Here is a 16,061-nt window from a genome sequence, read left to right as displayed (position 1 = left end):
GGGGCCGGTCGGCGAGGTTATAGCCATGGCACTGCCCGCACAACGCGGTGACGGCGCACCCAAGAGAGGAAAACTCCGATATGACCACAGAGGCCTACATTTACGAGGCCATCCGCACCCCGCGCGGCAAGAACCGGAAGGGCTCGCTGCACTCGGTCAAGCCGATCGACCTGACCACCGGTCTGGTCGAGGAGCTGCGGAACCGGTTCCCGAATCTGGACGAGGACCGCATCTCGGACATCATCCTGGGCGTCGTCTCCCCGGTCGGTGATCAGGGCGCCGACATCGCCCGCACCACCGTGCTCACCGCGAACCTGCCCGACACCGTCGGCGGCGTGCAGATCAACCGCTTCTGCGCCTCCGGCCTCGAGGCCGTCAACATGGCCGCCCAGAAGGTCCGCTCGGGCTTCGATGACCTGGTGCTGGCCGGTGGCGTGGAGTCCATGTCCCGCGTGCCGATGGGCTCCGACGGCGGCGCCATGTTCATGGACCCGTGGACCAGCTACAACGCTTACATTGTGCCGCAGGGTATTTCGGCCGACCTGATCGCCACCATCGAGGGCTTCTCCCGCGACGACGTGGACGCCTACGCGGTCCGCTCGCAGAACCTGGCCGAGCAGGCCTGGAAGAACGGCTACTTCTCGCGCTCCGTCGTCCCGGTCAAGGACATCAACGGCCTGACCGTCCTGGACAACGACGAGCACATGCGTCCCGGCACCACCGCCGCCGACCTGGGCAAGCTGAACCCGGCCTTCGCCGGCATCGGTGACATGGGCGGCTTCGACGCCGTCGCCATGCAGCGCTACACCTACGTCGAGAAGATCGACCACGTCCACACCGGTGGTAACTCCTCCGGCATCGTCGACGGCGCCGCGCTGGTGCTGGTCGGCTCCGAGGAGGCCGGCGCCGCTTCGGGTCTGACCCCGCGCGCCCGCATCGTCGCCACCGCCACCTCCGGCGCCGACGCCACCATCATGCTGACCGGTCCGACCCCGGCCGCGCACAAGGCGCTGGCCAAGGCGGGCCTGACGGTCGATGACATCGACCTGTTCGAGATCAACGAGGCCTTCGCCTCCGTCGTCCTGAAGTTCCAGAAGGACCTGAACATCCCGGACGAGAAGCTGAACGTCAACGGTGGCGCGATCGCCATGGGCCACCCGCTGGGCGCCACCGGCGCCATGATCACCGGCACCATGGTCGACGAGCTGCACCGCCGCAACGCGCGCTACGCGCTGGTCACCCTCTGCATCGGCGGCGGCATGGGTGTCGCCACCATCATCGAGCGCGTCTGACGCCCACCGACTTTCATCTTCAGGAGAATCGAAAACAATGACCGAGAACATGATCGGCTGGGAAAAGGACGCCGACGGCATCGTCGTGCTGACCATGGACGACCCGAACCAGGGCGCCAACACCATGAACCAGCTCTACAAGGACTCCATGCGGGCCACGGTGGACCGCCTGGTCGCCGAGAAGGACGACATCACCGGTGTCGTCATCACCTCCGCGAAGAAGACCTTCTTCGCCGGCGGTGACCTCAAGAACATGATGCAGACCACCCCGGCGGACGCCGCGGCCATCATGGAGGAACTGACCTTCATCAAGGACGACCTGCGTCGTCTGGAAACCCTTGGCAAGCCGGTGGTTTCGGCCATCAACGGCGCTGCCCTGGGTGGCGGCCTGGAAATCACCCTGGCCACCCACCACCGCATCGCGGCCGACATCAAGGCCGTGCAGCTGGGCCTGCCCGAGGTCTCCCTGGGCCTGCTCCCGGCCGGTGGCGGCGTCACCCGCATCACCCGCATGCTCGGCATCGCGAACGGCCTGATGGGCGTGCTGCTGCAGGGCCAGAAGTTCAACGCGCAGAAGGCCAAGGCCACCGGCCTCATTCACGAGACCGTCGCCTCCGTCGAGGAACTGGTCCCGGCCGCCAAGGCGTGGATCAAGGCCAACCCCGAGGCGGGCGTGCAGCCGTGGGACGTCAAGGGCTACAAGATCCCGGGCGGCACCCCCTCCACCCCGTCGCTGGCCGCCAACCTGCCGGCCTTCCCGGCCAACCTGCGCAAGCAGCTCAAGGGCCAGAACATGCCCGCCCCCAAGGCGATCATGTCCGCCGCCATCGAGGGCGCGCAGGTCGACTTCGACTCCGCCTCGCTGATCGAGTCGCGCTACTTCGTGTCCCTGCTGACCGGTCCGGTCGCCAAGAACATGATCCAGGCGTTCTTCTTCGACCTGCAGCACATCAACAACGGCGGTTCGCGTCCGAAGGACGTGCCGAAGCGTGAGATCAAGAAGGTCGGCGTGATCGGCGCGGGCATGATGGGCGCGGGCATCGCGTACGTCACCGCCAAGGCCGGCATCGACGTCGTCCTGAAGGACGTCACCATCGAGGCCGCCAACAAGGGCAAGGACTACTCGGTCAAGCTCGAGGAGAAGGCGCTCTCGCGTGGCAAGACCACCGAGGAGAAGTCGAAGACCCTGCTCGACCGCATCAAGCCGACCGCCGACGCGGCCGACTTCGCGGGCGTGGACTTCGTCATCGAGGCCGTGTTCGAGAACCCGGAGCTCAAGGCGAAGGTCTTCGGCGAGATCGAGGACATCGTGGACGCCGACGCGCTGCTCGGCTCCAACACCTCGACCCTGCCGATCACCCTGCTGGCCAATGGCGTGAAGCGGGCCGAGGACTTCATCGGCATCCACTTCTTCTCGCCGGTCGACAAGATGCCGCTGGTCGAGATCATCAAGGGCGAGAAGACCTCCGACGAGGCGCTGGCCCGGGTGTACGACTACACCCTCGCCATCCGCAAGACCCCGATCGTGGTGAACGACTCGCGCGGCTTCTACACCTCGCGCGTGATCGGCAAGTTCATCAACGAGGCCATCATGATGCTCGGTGAGGGCGTCGACCCGCAGACCATCGAGCAGGCCGGTCTGCAGGCGGGCTACCCGGCGGCGCCGCTGAAGCTGTCGGACGAGCTGAACTTCACCACCATGCAGAAGATCTACAAGGAGACCGCCGAGGCGATCATCGCCGCCGGCGGCGAGATCGACGCCGCCTCGGGCGCGACCGCGCAGATCCTCGACAAGCTGGTGGGCGAGTTCGACCGCAAGGGCAAGGCCGGCGGCGCGGGCTTCTACGACTACGTCGACGGCAAGGCCACCGGTCTGTGGTCGGAGCTGCGCTCCACCTTCAAGACCTCGACCGAGCTCCCCGAGGGTGTCACCCTGCAGGACCTCGAGGACCGCATGCTGTTCGCCGAGGCCATCGAGACCCAGAAGTGCTTCGACGAGAACGTGCTGACCTCGACCGCCGACGCCAACATCGGCTCGATCTTCGGCATCGGCTTCCCGGCCTGGACCGGTGGCACCCACCAGTTCATCGTGGGCTACCCGGGTGGACAGCAGGCCTTCGTGGCCCGCGCCGACGAGCTGGCCGCCAAGTTCGGCAGCCGCTTCGAGGTTCCGGCTTCGCTGCGCAAGTAACAACGGCGCTCCAGCGCTGAAACACCCGGCCCGGGTCGCGAATACGCGGCCCGGGCCGGGTGTTTTACAGGTGTGTGAAGAGGACCGGACGGGACGCCCGGAGCTGAGTGAAAGGTCCACACGCCCGTGCGGTCCGCGCTACGTTGGAAGATGCGCGGGAGAACACCGGAGGCAGGTCCAGATGAATCCACAGGCGCGCCCGGGCGGCTCGCGGAGTGAGCAGGCCCCTCCCGAAGACTCCACGCAGTCCTACCTTCCCATGACCCTCGACGACGAGCTCGAGGCCATGGGCCTGTTCGACGCGGAGGAGATCGGCCGGGGCGGTTTCGGGGTGGTGTACCGCTGTGCCCAGCGCGCCCTGGACCGGGTGGTGGCGGTCAAGGTGCTCTCCACCGAGATCGACGACGAGAGCCGGGAGCGGTTCCTGCGTGAGGAACACGCCATGGGCCGGCTGTCGGGGCATCCGAACATCGTCGACATCCTGCAGGTGGACGTCACGCCCCGCGGGCGGCCCTTCATCGTGATGCCCTATGCCACCCGTGGTTCCCTGGAACAGGTGGTGCGGGACAGCGGGCCGCTGTCCTGGACGGATTCGGTGCGGGTCGGGGTGAAGCTGGCGGGGGCCATCGAGACCGCGCACCGGGCCGAAGTGCTGCACCGGGACGTGAAACCGGCGAATGTGCTGCTGAGCCGCTACGGGGAACCGCAGCTCACCGACTTCGGAATCGCCCGTATCCCAGGGGGTTTCCGCACCTCGACGAGTCTGATCACCGGTTCGCCCGCGTTCACCGCGCCCGAGGTGCTCAAGGGTGACGAGCCGACCGTGCGCTCGGATGTGTACGGGCTGGGATCCACCCTCTTCGCGCTGCTGACCGGTCACGCCGCCTTCGAACGGCAGGCCGGGGAGAAGATCGTGGCGCAGTTCCTGCGCATCACCAGCCAGCCGGTGCCGGATCTGCGGGAGCTCGAGATTCCGCCCGATGTGGCGGCGGCCATCGAGGCGGCCATGTCGCCGGATCCGCGTGATCGGCCCGGCAGCGCCGTGGAATTCGGGGAGCTGCTGCGGACCGTGCAGGGCGAGCACGGGCAGGTCCCGGACGAGATGGCGCTGCTCGAGGGTGAACAGCCCGGGGTGGACGGCACGGATTCCGCTGCCACCCGGACATATTCGCGCCGGCGCACGCACACCGTGGTCACCGCCCCGCGTACCCGCTCGCTGACGCTGCGGCCGCAGGGCAATCCCAGCGCCGTGTTCGCGGCCTCCGGCACCACCGAGTTCGGGGCCGTCGGCAATACGCTGCCGCCCACGGCCGCAACGAAATTCCTGCCCCCGACCCCGGCCCGCGAGCCGGTACCACGCCCCCGGCTGCTGGAACCGCTGCGCGCGGGCGGTCGCCGCCGGCTGGCAGTGATCCACGCCCCGGCCGGATTCGGCAAGCGCACCCTCGCCGCGCAGTGGTGCGCCGAACTCACCGATCGCGGGGTGGCGGTGGCCTGGATCGGCATCGACCGCGACGACGACAACGAGGTATGGCTGCTGGCCCACATCATCGCCGCCATCCGCAAGGTGCGGCCGGAGATCGGCGCGGGGCTCGAGCAGCTGCTGGAGGAGCGGCCCGCCGAGGCGGTGCCGTACGCGGTGTCGGCGCTGATCGACGAGGTGCACGCGAGCGGGAGCCCGGTGGTCGTGGTGGTGGACGACTGGCATCGGATCACCGACGCGGGGGCGCAGCGAGTGATGGAGTCGTTGCTCGACAACTGTTCGCACGACCTGCGTTTCGTCATCACCAGCCGGGAGCGGGCCGGGCTGCCGCTGAGCCGCCTGCAGGTGGCCGACGAACTGGTGGAGATCGGATCCGGTCAGCTGCGGCTGACCGAGGCGGAGACCCGGCAGATCCTGGTCGAGCGCATGGGGCTGGAACTGAGCGAGCGGCAGGTGGAGCAGATCCACACCGCCACCGACGGCTGGCCCGCCGCGATCCAGCTGGCGGGGCTCTCGCTGCGGTCGGCCGATCACGACGTGGACCGGTTGATCACCGGACTCTCCGGCGACAACAAGGCGATTCGCGAGTACCTCGCCGAGAACGTGCTCGACACCATCGAGCCGCGCATGCTCGAATTCCTCAGTGCCATAGCGGTTCCCGAACGCGTGAACGCCTCGCTGGCCGAGGCGCTGTCCGGCGCGAAGGACGCTGCCGATCTGCTGGATCAGGCCGAGCGGCGGGAACTGTTCGTGCACCGGCTCGCCGACGATCCGAGCTGGTACCAGATGCAGCCGATGGTGGCCGAGCACCTGCGTGCCCGCCTGGACCGGGCCCAGCCCGGGCAGCTGAAGAAGCTGCACGGCAAGGCTTCCCGCTGGTTCGCCGAGCACAATCTGATCAAGCAGTCGGTCGATCACGCGCTGGCCGCCACCGATCTGAAGTACGCGCTGGACCTGGTCGAGAAGGGCGGCATGGACCTGATCGACAGCTCCCGGCTGGCGACCCTGTTCGGCACGGTGTCGAAACTGCCGGTGCAGCAGGTGACTTCGCGTAGCAAGCTGCTGATGGCGCTGGCCCGGGCCAATGTGAACCTGCAGCAGTCCGGTGCGGCCCGGACCGCGCTGGGGCGGTTGTCGAACATGCTGGCGCGCAGTGGCACCGACGACGCCGAGGCGGTGAACCAGCGCTGTCAGGCGGCGGTGCTGGCCGCGGCCGATCAGGTGGCCCGCGACCGCACCGAGGGTGTGCTCGACAAGATCACCGAATGCCTGAAGCTGGCCGACGACCTCCCGGCGTGGACGGTGTCGACGGCCGCGAATCTGGCCTCCTTCGTGCGCCTGTGCGACTTCGACTTCGAGGGCGCCCGGGACATGCAGGAGTGGGCCGCGCCCTATCACGTGCGGTCGGCCGATCCGCTGGGTGAGGTGTTCGGCCGCTGCGCGCAGGGCGACGCCGCCTACGAGCAGCTCGATATCGACACCGCCACCCGGTGTTTCGAGCAGGCGTGGCAGATCGCCCGCGACCGCGCGGGGTCCCGCTCGAACTCGGCGCGGGTGGCGGCCGCGCTGCTGGGCGAGGTGGCCTACCGGCGCGGTGACCTCGACAGCGCCGAGCGGCTGCTGGATCAGAGCCACGAACTGACCGCCCGGGTCGGCCCGGTGGACTTCCTGGTCACCATCTTCGTGAGCGGAGCCCGGGTGAAGGCGGTCCGCGGTGACCTGCAGACCGCCGCGGCGCGCCTGGACGAGGGCGCGCGCATCGCGGCCGACCGCCGGCTCACCCGCCTGGCCGCCCAGGTCCGGGCCGAGCGCCTGCGGCTGGGCCTGCCCGCCGATGCACTGACCGCGGGCCTGGTCACCGATCCGATGGCCCGCGCGCTGCGGCACGCCACCGGCGCGGCGGCGCTGGCCGCCGAGGCGGAGGAGATCGCCACCATCCGTGCCCTGCTGGCCCGGCACTACCGCGGCGAGGACCGCGCCACCGACGACCTGGCCCCGCTCGGCGCCGACGACACCGCGGTCAAGCGCGCCCGCGCCCTGTATTCGCGCATCCGCGAACAGCACCGGCCGCGCGCCGAACTCGACGCGGCGCTGCTGCTGGCCGAATGCCTGTCGGTCTCCGGCTGGCTCGGGGAGTCCATCGCGGTGCTCACCCCGGTGGTGGTCCGCTGCGCCGGGCTGGGCTGGTCCCGGCCGCTGCTCGATGCCGGGCCGGGCGTGGTGAACATCCTGCGCACCATGCGCCACGAGATGCCGCTGGACGCCGATACCGAGGCGCCGGAGCTGCCCCGCCGATTTCTCGACTCGCTGCTCTGAACAGCGGATTCGGCGGTACGACCGGCGAATTCGGGCGAGCTCGCCCAGTGTCCAGCCTTCATGCAGCCTATTCACAGGGTTTCTCGAGGAATGGTGTCGAGAATCGCCGACGTGCCTGTGACGACGATGCTGCAGTCCCCGCCCGCCGTGCCTCCGGCACCGCAGTTGCCCGCACAGACCCGGACCGGGTTCGGGGGCGGCTTCCACCACGGTGTTTCACTGCTGCACGGCTGGCTGCCCCAGGTGATCACCTTCGTCGCAATCTTCCTGCTGGTGGTGGCGTTCGCGCGATTCACCCGCCGGTGGTGGCTGCTGTGGGTGCCGGTCTGCGTGGTGTTCGCGCTCGGGGTGGTGTGGGCCTCCTGGATGTACACCAACGACGAGGGGCTGGCGTCGGATCCGGCGCCGGTGCTGCTGTGGGTCGCGATCGGCCTGGCGGGGGCGGCGCTCGCCGCCGCCGTGGTCGGCATCCGAACCGGTGGCTGGTGGCAGCGGATCGTAGCCGTGCTGGCGGTGCCGGCGGCGCTGCTGAACGTGGGTGTCGTGCTGAATCAGTGGGTGGGGTACTACCCGACCGCGAACGCGGCGTGGGCTGCCATGACGGCGGAACCGCTGCCGCATCAGACCAGCCTGGATTCGCTGGCGTCGCTGCGGAACACGAATGTGGGAACCGGGCGGATCGTGCCGGTGGACATTCCGGAATCGGGTAGCCACTTCAATCACCGCACCGAATACGTGTACCTGCCGCCGGCCTGGTTCCAGGGCGACAAGCCGCCCACCCTGCCGGTGGTCATGATGATCGGCGGCGAGTTCAACACCCCCGCGGACTGGGTGCGCAGCGGTCAGATCATGCCCGGCGTGGACGATTTCGCGAAGTCCAACAACGGCCGGACGCCGATCCTGGTGTTCGTCGATTCCGGTGGCAGCTTCAACAACGACACCGAATGCGTGAACGGCCCGCGCGGCGACGCGGCCGACCACCTCACCGATGATGTTCCCGCCTATGTGGAATCGACCTTCGGCGCGTCCGCGGATCCCGCGAAGTGGGGGATCGTCGGGTGGTCCATGGGCGGGACCTGCGCGGTGGATCTGGCGACCATGCATCCGGAACTGTTCGGCACCTTCGTGGATATCGCGGGCGATCTCGGTCCGGCCGCGGGCAACAGGGAGCAGACCGTCAAGCGGCTCTTCGGCGGCAGCGAGCAGGCCTGGGCGGCCTTCGATCCCACGACCGTGATGCAGAAGCACGGCCCGTATGCCGATACCGTCGGCCTGTTCGACGATCTGACGCCGCCCGCGTGGCAGAAGAAGATGGCCTCCGATCCCAAGGTGAAGGCCTACATGCAGCAGTCGATCGACGAGAGCAAGGTCGGCATGGGCGGCAAGGACGGCGTCTACGACACCGGCGAGGTCGGCGCGGCCGAGGCGCTCTGTGCCCAGGGGCAGCAGGTCAATATCAACTGCACGGTGCACACCACCGAGGGCGGGCACACCTGGCAGTTCGCGGCGGCGGCCTTCACCTCGTCATTCCCGTGGATGACCGCGCGGCTGGGAATTCCGGTGGCGGGCCTATCTTCGTAGAAACGAAAGCAGGCGTGCGGCGAAAGCCGCACGCCTGCTTCGTCTTACGAGGGTTCCTACGCCTTCCACCAGGGGCGCAGCGGCACGGTCCAGGCCTGGTCCGCGCCCAGCTTGACGCCCAGGATCTGGTGCAGCTGCACCACATTGCGCTCGAAGCCGAGCTGACAGCCGGCCATGTAGAGCCCCCACACCTTGGCCGTGCCCTCGCCGACCTCCTCGACGGCGGCATCCCAGTTCTTCACCAGGTTGTCGCACCATTCGGCGAGGGTGAGGGCGTAGTGCCGGCGCAGGTTCTCCTCGTGCAGCACCTCGAGGCCGACGTTCTGGACCTCGGAGATGATGCGGCCGGAGCCGGCCAGTTCGCCGTCGGGGAAGACGTAGCGGTCGATGAAGTCGCCCGCCTTGGTGATGCGGGTGTTGTCCGGCCGGGTGATGGAGTGGTTCAGGAACAGGCCGCCGACCTTCAGCTTCGACTTGATGAATTCGAAGTAGGCGGGGTAGTTGTGCACGCCGATGTGCTCGGTGAGCCCGATGGAGGAGACCGCGTCGAACTCGCCCTCGCGCACGTCGCGATAGTCGCTGTGGCGCACCTCGGCGAGGTCGGACAGGCCCTCCTCGGCGATCTTGGCCTGCGCCCACTCGGCCTGCTCGGCCGACAGGGTGGCGCCGATGACCCGTACGCCGCGCTTGGCGGCGTAGCGCACCATGCCGCCCCAGCCGCAGCCGATGTCGAGCAGCCGGTCGCCGGGCTTCAGGTTCAGCTTTTCGAAGACCAAGCGGTACTTGTTCTCCTGGGCCTGCTCCAGCGTCCAGGCCGGGTCCTCGTAGGCCGCGCAGGTGTAGGTCATGGACGGGCCCAGCACGTACTCGTAGAACGTGTTGGAGACGTCGTAGTGGTGGTGGATGGCCTCGGCGTCACGAATCTTGCTGTGCCGCAGGCCTTCCAGCGCGATGCGCCGCCAGCGCGGCATGGCCTCCTGCGGCGGCGGGGGCACCGGCTTGAGCAGTTCCCAGCCCAGCGAGCGGGCGATGACCACCAGCTGCAGGGCGGTGGGGCGGCGGAACTTCATGCCCGCCATGGCCTTCAGCAGCTCGTAGGGGTCGCCGGGTTCGACGCCGTGGGCGATCAGGTCGCCGGAGATGTAGGCGCGGGCCATGCCCAGGTCGCCGGGCGCGGTGGCGATGAAGTTGACGCCGCGCGGGGTGGTGATCTCCAGGCCGAACTCCGAGTCCTCCGGTCCGGCGCTACTGCCGTCGTAACAGGTCAGGCGGATCGGCACCGGGCCGTCGAGGAGGGTCTCGAAGATCTCGGCAATGCTGAGTTTGGTTCCCAGCTCGGCGAATACGTCGGAACGGTCCTTGTACGTGGTCATTTGCGTTGCACCGCCTTCGAATACAGATCCAGCAGACGAGAATCCGGGTCGTAGCGTTTCTTGAGGGTGGAGTACGTATCGCCGCCGTAGTAGAGGGAGGCGAATTCATCCTGGCCGTAGTAGGAGTCCGAATACAGGGATTTGTGACCGTCCAGTTCGGACACCTTGCGCTCGATGGCACGGTTGGCCGCGCCGTCGGGCTGTCCCGGCACGGTCGGCACGGCCGACCAGAAACCGACATTGACATAGGTGCGGCCGGGCTCCAGCGGATAGAGCGGCCAGGGGCGTTCGGCTACGTCCTGCGCTTCCGCGGGGTTGTCGCGCAAGCGCAAGGGGCACAACCAGATCGGCTCGATGGGGATCTCGCGCAGGAACCACTCCATGAAATCCGCGGTGTGCTCGATGGGCACCTCGATGTCCTGCACCACCCGTTCGCGCGGCGGATTCCCGTGCCGCGCCTCGATCTTGTCGCCGATCGCATACCGGTGATCCAGCGCGATCAGCTTCCAGTAGAAGCTGGAGCGCCGGTACTGCTGGGGCCAGAAGCGCCGGATCCGCGGGTTCTGCGCCCCGAATGCCCGTGAGCACCAGAACCAGTCGGTATCCCAGCGCCACAGGTAGTCGTGGATGGTCAGCCGGTCGCGCTTGGGCCGCGCCGAATCGTGCTGGATGGATCGGTAGTAGATGTCCATGCCGGTGTAGTCGCTGACCGGGCCGGGCTCGTCGGTCTGGCGGCCCAGGATGAGGTAGCTCTCGTCGGCGGTGAAGACCACTCCGTCGAGGTAGTCGACCGGTTCGCCGTCGTGGGAGCGGTCCGCGATGATCTGTGTCATCGTCGCCTCCAGCTCCCGCAGATCGTGGAACCGTATGTGCCGCAATGCCACGTAGGGCAGCACCGGTTCGAGTTCTATCTTCAGCCGGGTCGAGTACCCCAGCGTGCCGTAGGAATTCGGGAATCCGCGGAACAGATCCGCGTGTTCGCCGGCCCGGGTGGCGGTGACGATCTCACCGGCGCCGGTCAGCACGTCGATCTCGAGCAGGGATTCGTGCGGGAGACCATTGCGGAACGAGGTGGACTCGATGCCCAGTCCGGTGACCGCGCCGCCCAGGGTGATGGTCTTCAGCTGCGGCACCACGAACGGGGCCAGCCCGTAGCGCAGGGTGGTGGCGACCAGGTCCTCGTAGGTGGTCATGCCGGCCACGTCGGCCGTGCGGGCCGCCGAGTCCACCGCGATGACCTGCGTCAATCCGGAGACATCGAGGCCGGGCGCGGTGCTGCGCGCCCGGGCCCGGAAGAGGTTGGACGTCTTCTTGGCCAGCCGTACGTTCGCATCCGGCGGGATGGCGCGGTACGAGGCCAGGAGGCGATCGACTCCGGCCCGATGCGCGGCGAAACCTGATTCGTGTGCGGCCGGTGCGCGGCCGGCCTTCCCCAACAGACTCACTGCCACCTTCGGAAACCTAGCGTGCACCGACCGGTACGGCCAGCAGGGGAGCACCGGCGGGGCGGGTTTTCACACACAGTTTGCATGCGTGTCGGCGGGTGCGACCTGCCGTGTAGCGAGGGTATTCCCGTCCCCGGCGTGATGATTGTTACTTCAGCTAACAATTGGGTTACGGTGCGGCCGAGCCCTTTACAGCGGGTCGTCGAGCTCCATCTGCCGGATCTGCGGCAGATACGGATCCAGTTCGCCCGCCTCGAAACGGCACAATCCGATCACGTGCCAGAACTGGCCCGCCGTCAGGCCCTCGGTCTTGTAGCGGCCGTCCGGTGTGAAGGCCACCCAGCCCTCGGGCAGCCCGAGCAGGGTGCCGCGCGGCTGCGGAGCCGCGGCCGGATCCGTCAGCGACCACAGCATGATCGAACCGTCGTTCCCGGCGCTGGCCAGCAGCCGGCCCGACGGGGCGAAAGCCAAGGACCGCACCCGGTTCCGATGGCCGTGCGTATTCCACGATCTCGATGACGTCGTCGTCGGTATACACGGTGGGCAGGGGTAGGGCGAGGCTTTCCAGCAGCCTGCGCACCTGCCCGATCGTCGGCTCGCTCGGCGGCCGCAGATCGGCATCGCGACTGAGCTGCACCGGCTGGGCCTGTTTGAAACTCACCGCCAATTCCCGGGTGAAATCCGAATACTGGGACTTGCCGCGCTCGAACAGCAGCGCCGGGGTTTTCGAGCCGCGCTGATTCATGATCACCACGTTGTCCGACATGTCCCAGCGGTAGGTCGACAGCGTCGACGACAGCCCGAGTTCGACGGTCAGGAACTCCGACTGCTGCCGATACCAGGCGCAGGCCAGCGCCGTGGCGTAGGACTGCTTGCGAATGCGGTCGGCCGTCCACGGTCGCCCGCTGGCATCGCCCTGCGGCTGGAGCGAATGGCGGTACTGCGCGTCCGCCAGGCACAGCTGCTCATTGCCCGGGTCCAGGACCTCCACCCGCAGATTCAGCAGGTGGCTCTCGTCCCGCGCCCGCCCGAGGAAATACGGCAGTGTCACCGCGCGCAGGTAGGTTCCGGTGCCGCCCTTGTAGATCCAGTTGTCGGTGTCCCGCCGGGCCTGCGCGTGCGCCTGATCGATCTCCGCGCCGTGCAGCAGCCGGACCGCCGCCAGTTCCCGGACCAGCCGGGAGGTCCGATTGCGGTCGCGCAGCAGGGTGAGCGCGAGCAGGCTCAGCACGAGCAGTGTCGCGCCGCTTACTGCGTTCAGATTGGCGAACTTGTCGAAGGCCTCGACCACAATGGCCGTGGCCGCCACGACCAGCGTCACGACACCGTCGATATTGAGCCGGATCCAGGTCACGAACCGCGTCATCACCGCGTCCTCCCCCGCAGTAGTGCACCCAGGATAGGTGGCCGACCCGACACCGCGCAGCGAACCGGCGCACCCGGATGCGGCGTAACATGACCGAGCGGTAACAGGGCAGAGTGCCGGTCGGCCCGCGCAATCACTAAGGAGCACATGGTGGGACAGGTCAGCGCCTCCAGTTCGATCGTCGTCGCAGCGGATCCGAAGCGCACCCTCGACGCGATCGCCGATTACGAGACAGTGCGGCCCAAGATCCTCTCCGCGCACTACCGCGACTACAAGGTGGTCGAGGGCGGCCAGGGCGCCGGCACCGTCGCCGAGTGGACACTACAGGCCACCGAGAAGCGCTCCCGCAATGTGCGCGCCGCCATCTCGGTCTCCGATTCCATGGTGACGGAACGGGATTCGAACTCCTCCATGGTCACCGCCTGGACCGTGACCCCCTCGGGCACCGGCTCGCTGGTCACCGTGCGTACCACCTGGAAGGGTGCGGGCGGCATCGGCGGGATCTTCGAGGGCATCTTCGCGCCGCTCGGCCTGAAGAAGATCCAGGCCGAGGTGCTCGAGAACCTGAAGCGCGAGCTCGCCTAGCGAGCGGGGGTCAGCCCTCGCCGCCGATATCGAAGAGGTTGCCCTCCGGGTCCGCCAGCGTCGCCCACTTCACGCCGTATTCGTCGAAGTCCGCGAGATGTTTGGCCCCGAGGGCAACCGCGCGCTCGACCTCGGTGGGCAGGGCGCTGCCCGCAGTCAGGTCGACGTGCACGACGTTCTTGCCCGGGTTCTTGTCCGGCACCTGGACGAACATGAACGTCGGGGTCGCGGCGGCGTTGTCGATGGTCGCGAAATGCTCGTTCGCGCCCTCGTCGACCGGGCGGTCCAGCAGCTGCGCGTAGAAGCCCGCGAGCGCGGCGGCGTCGTGGCAGTCGAAAACGACGTTGCCGAGGGACAGTGCCATGGATTCTCTCCTTCTTCAGAGCCGGCCGATGGGCCAGCAGACTTCGGTGCGGTAGTCGGCGGGCTCGGCGTCACCGGGCCCGACCAGGTAGATCTCGCGCACGGGTTCGGCGAGCGCGGTGTCGTGTTCGGCCACATGGCTGCCCAGCGCGCCATAGGTGCGGTCGAATTCGGTGAACGGGCCCGCGTGGACGGCGATGGCGAACCGGCGGGCGGGCAGGTCGAGGACGGTCCCGGCGTCGACACGGTCCCGGTGCCGCTCGTCGATGGGCACGAAGGTGACGACTTCGCCCCGGTCGTATTCGAAGAACTCCGGCGCGTAGGTGGCGCCGCCCGGTCCGGCGGGTGCGAGGTTCGCGGCGGCCAGTTGCGCGTACATGGTTCCGTAGCTGTGCTCACACCACGCATCGCAGTCCTCGCGCGCCACCTCAGCCGTCATGGCCAGCGCCGGATAGCTTGCGACGGAACGGTATTCGACGCTGATCCCGGTTGACGGCAGCAGCAGCGCCCGGAGCGAGGCCACCACGTCTCGGGTGCGCACCAGCTCGGCCTCCATCCGCTCGAGATGCGCCCGGATGGCCGCGTCCCGCGCCGCCTGATCCGGGGCGGCCATCACCGCCTTGATCTCCGGCAACGGCATGTTCAGCTCGCGCAGCCGCTTGATCAGGTGCGCCTGGTCCACCTGCTCGGTCGAATAGAACCGGTAGCCGGAGCCCGGGTCGATCGCGACCGGGGCCAGCAGGTCGATCTCGTGGTAGTACCGCAGCGTCTTGATGGTCAGGTAGGTGAGCCGGGAGAACTCGCCGATCGGAACCGTTGCCGTCATGCCCTTAGCGAACACCCTCCAGCGAGGGGAGAGTCAAGCAGCGCGGCACGCGTCGCCGACTAGGCTGGGGAGCGATCACCATCCCCCAGGAAGGACGCGCCGTGCAGCCCGGTGAAGGTTTCGATTTCCAGCAGTTGATGGCCCAGGCCCAGCAGATGCAGCAGGCCGTCATGGCCGCGCAGCAGGAGATCGCGGAGTCGGAGGTCGAGGGCGAGGCGGGCGGTGGCCTGGTGCGCGCCCGGATCCGCGCCACCGGCGAGGTGCTGGCGCTGACCATCGACCCGAAGGTGGTCGATCCCGAGGATGTGGACACGCTGCAGGATCTGATCATCGGCGCGCTCAACGACGCCATGGGGACCGCGCAGAACCTGGCCGCCGAGCGGCTGGGCCCGCTGGCCGGCGGTCTCGGCGGCGGCGCGCTGCCCGGACTCTGATCGGGGCTGGGTAGGTGTACGAGGGTCCGGTTCAGGATCTCATCGACGAGTTGGGCAAGCTGCCCGGCGTCGGCCCGAAGAGCGCGCAGCGCATCGCGTTTCATCTCCTCTCGGTGGAGCCGCCGGAGATCGACCGGCTGCAGGCGGCCCTGCAGAAGGTGCGGGACGGCGTGCGGTTCTGCGCCGTCTGCGGCACCGTCTCCGACGGTGAACTGTGCCGTATCTGCGCCGATCCGCGCCGCGACCGCACCATGATCTGCGTGGTCGAGGAGCCCAAGGATGTGCAGGCCATCGAGCGGACCCGGGAATTCCGCGGCCGCTATCACGTGCTCGGCGGTGCGCTCGACCCGCTGTCGGGTATCGGACCGGACCAGTTGCGCATCCGGGAATTGCTGACCCGCATCGGAAATCAGGACGACGGCGTGGATGTCACCGAGGTGATCATTGCCACCGATCCGAATACCGAGGGCGAGGCGACGGCCACCTATCTGGTCCGCATGCTGCGCGATTTCCCGGGACTGAGCGTGACGCGCCTGGCCTCGGGCCTGCCCATGGGCGGCGATCTGGAATTCGCCGACGAATTGACCCTGGGCCGCGCCCTTTCCGGGCGTCGCGCCCTGTAAGTGGTGTACCGGGATCTGGTTATGTCCAGGTCGGCGGCGCGGGGAGCGCCGCCGGCTGCGGGCAGGGAATGTGTTGAACGTTCCTGGGGATATCGGCTCCGGCACCGCTGGCGTGCAATGCCACGGCGATAGCGAAAGTAGCCGCCAAACCGGCCACGACTGCCAAGCCCTTACGCAAGGTCC

Annotated in this window: 13 protein-coding genes; 8 read left to right on the top strand and 5 right to left on the bottom strand. The window is 68.2% G+C overall.

The window, feature by feature from the left end:
* Positions 1-80 precede the first annotated feature (80 nt).
* The 4 genes from ACFXIV_RS07910 to ACFXIV_RS07895 all read left to right on the top strand — a co-directional run bounded on the left by ACFXIV_RS07910 (position 81) and on the right by ACFXIV_RS07895 (position 8,863).
* Positions 81-1,292: an acetyl-CoA C-acetyltransferase gene (locus ACFXIV_RS07910; protein WP_364621314.1), complete on the top strand. Its 1,212-nt coding sequence runs from the start codon at positions 81-83 to the stop codon at positions 1,290-1,292.
* Between the two features lie 37 nt (positions 1,293-1,329).
* Positions 1,330-3,483: a 3-hydroxyacyl-CoA dehydrogenase NAD-binding domain-containing protein gene (locus ACFXIV_RS07905; protein ID WP_379393282.1), complete on the top strand. Its 2,154-nt coding sequence runs from the start codon at positions 1,330-1,332 to the stop codon at positions 3,481-3,483.
* Positions 3,484-3,664: 181 nt separating this feature from the next.
* Positions 3,665-7,282, top strand: coding sequence for a protein kinase (locus tag ACFXIV_RS07900; protein ID WP_379421223.1), 3,618 nt, complete (start codon positions 3,665-3,667; stop codon positions 7,280-7,282).
* Positions 7,283-7,393: 111 nt separating this feature from the next.
* On the top strand, positions 7,394-8,863 hold the full coding sequence (locus tag ACFXIV_RS07895) for an alpha/beta hydrolase (protein WP_379393286.1): 1,470 nt from the start codon (positions 7,394-7,396) through the stop codon (positions 8,861-8,863).
* A 56-nt stretch (positions 8,864-8,919) separates the two neighbouring features.
* On the opposite strand, the gene ACFXIV_RS07890 is transcribed toward ACFXIV_RS07895, so the two are convergent.
* The 3 genes from ACFXIV_RS07890 to ACFXIV_RS07880 form a co-directional block, all read right to left on the bottom strand.
* Positions 8,920-10,236, bottom strand: a complete 1,317-nt coding sequence (locus ACFXIV_RS07890; protein ID WP_379393288.1) for a class I SAM-dependent methyltransferase — start codon at positions 10,234-10,236, stop codon at positions 8,920-8,922.
* Complete coding sequence (locus ACFXIV_RS07885; RefSeq protein WP_379393290.1) at positions 10,233-11,681, bottom strand: FAD-binding oxidoreductase; 1,449 nt, start codon at positions 11,679-11,681, stop codon at positions 10,233-10,235. Before ACFXIV_RS07885 ends, ACFXIV_RS07890 begins: the two co-directional genes overlap by 4 nt.
* A 189-nt stretch (positions 11,682-11,870) precedes the next feature.
* Positions 11,871-12,302, bottom strand: coding sequence for a WD40 repeat domain-containing protein (locus ACFXIV_RS07880; protein WP_379393292.1), 432 nt, complete (start codon positions 12,300-12,302; stop codon positions 11,871-11,873).
* Between the two features lie 310 nt (positions 12,303-12,612).
* Between ACFXIV_RS07880 and ACFXIV_RS07875 the strand changes: the two genes are divergently transcribed.
* Together ACFXIV_RS07875 and ACFXIV_RS07870 are read left to right on the top strand one after the other, a co-directional pair.
* A complete protein-coding gene (locus ACFXIV_RS07875) occupies positions 12,613-13,140 on the top strand; it encodes a hypothetical protein (RefSeq protein ID WP_379393294.1) in 528 nt (175 codons plus the stop codon).
* A 57-nt stretch (positions 13,141-13,197) separates the two neighbouring features.
* Positions 13,198-13,632, top strand: coding sequence for an SRPBCC family protein (locus ACFXIV_RS07870; RefSeq protein WP_354838852.1), 435 nt, complete (start codon positions 13,198-13,200; stop codon positions 13,630-13,632).
* 10 nt (positions 13,633-13,642) lie between these two features.
* On the opposite strand, the gene ACFXIV_RS07865 is transcribed toward ACFXIV_RS07870, so the two are convergent.
* Both ACFXIV_RS07865 and ACFXIV_RS07860 read right to left on the bottom strand, forming a co-directional pair.
* Entirely contained in the window at positions 13,643-13,996 is a 354-nt protein-coding gene (locus ACFXIV_RS07865) for a VOC family protein (RefSeq protein ID WP_379393296.1), read from the bottom strand.
* A gap of 15 nt (positions 13,997-14,011) precedes the next feature.
* On the bottom strand, positions 14,012-14,821 hold the full coding sequence (locus tag ACFXIV_RS07860) for a MerR family transcriptional regulator (RefSeq protein WP_379393298.1): 810 nt from the start codon (positions 14,819-14,821) through the stop codon (positions 14,012-14,014).
* Positions 14,822-14,922: 101 nt separating this feature from the next.
* On the opposite strand from ACFXIV_RS07860, the gene ACFXIV_RS07855 reads away from it, so the two are divergent.
* Both ACFXIV_RS07855 and recR read left to right on the top strand, forming a co-directional pair.
* On the top strand, positions 14,923-15,255 hold the full coding sequence (locus tag ACFXIV_RS07855) for a YbaB/EbfC family nucleoid-associated protein (RefSeq protein ID WP_379393300.1): 333 nt from the start codon (positions 14,923-14,925) through the stop codon (positions 15,253-15,255).
* Between the two features lie 14 nt (positions 15,256-15,269).
* On the top strand, positions 15,270-15,878 hold the full coding sequence (recR, locus tag ACFXIV_RS07850) for a recombination mediator RecR (protein ID WP_033090831.1): 609 nt from the start codon (positions 15,270-15,272) through the stop codon (positions 15,876-15,878).
* The last annotated feature ends 183 nt before the right edge of the window (positions 15,879-16,061 follow it).

Origin of the sequence: Nocardia sp. NPDC059236, from assembly GCF_042754085.1 — a bacterium.
Classification (GTDB): domain Bacteria; phylum Actinomycetota; class Actinomycetes; order Mycobacteriales; family Mycobacteriaceae; genus Nocardia.
The sequence above is the reverse complement of the archived record's forward strand: the minus strand, read 5'-3'. Positions and strand labels throughout refer to the sequence as shown.

Coding starts and splice junctions, on each gene's coding strand:
- ACFXIV_RS07910 (WP_364621314.1), top strand. CDS start 81: ATGACCACAGAGGCCTACATTTACGAGGCCATCCGCACCCCGCGCGGC.
- ACFXIV_RS07905 (WP_379393282.1), top strand. CDS start 1,330: ATGACCGAGAACATGATCGGCTGGGAAAAGGACGCCGACGGCATCGTC.
- ACFXIV_RS07900 (WP_379421223.1), top strand. CDS start 3,665: ATGAATCCACAGGCGCGCCCGGGCGGCTCGCGGAGTGAGCAGGCCCCT.
- ACFXIV_RS07890 (WP_379393288.1), bottom strand. CDS start 10,236: ATGACCACGTACAAGGACCGTTCCGACGTATTCGCCGAGCTGGGAACC.
- ACFXIV_RS07880 (WP_379393292.1), bottom strand. CDS start 12,302: ATGCCGATCTGCGGCCGCCGAGCGAGCCGACGATCGGGCAGGTGCGCA.
- ACFXIV_RS07875 (WP_379393294.1), top strand. CDS start 12,613: ATGGCGGTACTGCGCGTCCGCCAGGCACAGCTGCTCATTGCCCGGGTC.
- ACFXIV_RS07865 (WP_379393296.1), bottom strand. CDS start 13,996: ATGGCACTGTCCCTCGGCAACGTCGTTTTCGACTGCCACGACGCCGCC.
- ACFXIV_RS07860 (WP_379393298.1), bottom strand. CDS start 14,821: ATGACGGCAACGGTTCCGATCGGCGAGTTCTCCCGGCTCACCTACCTG.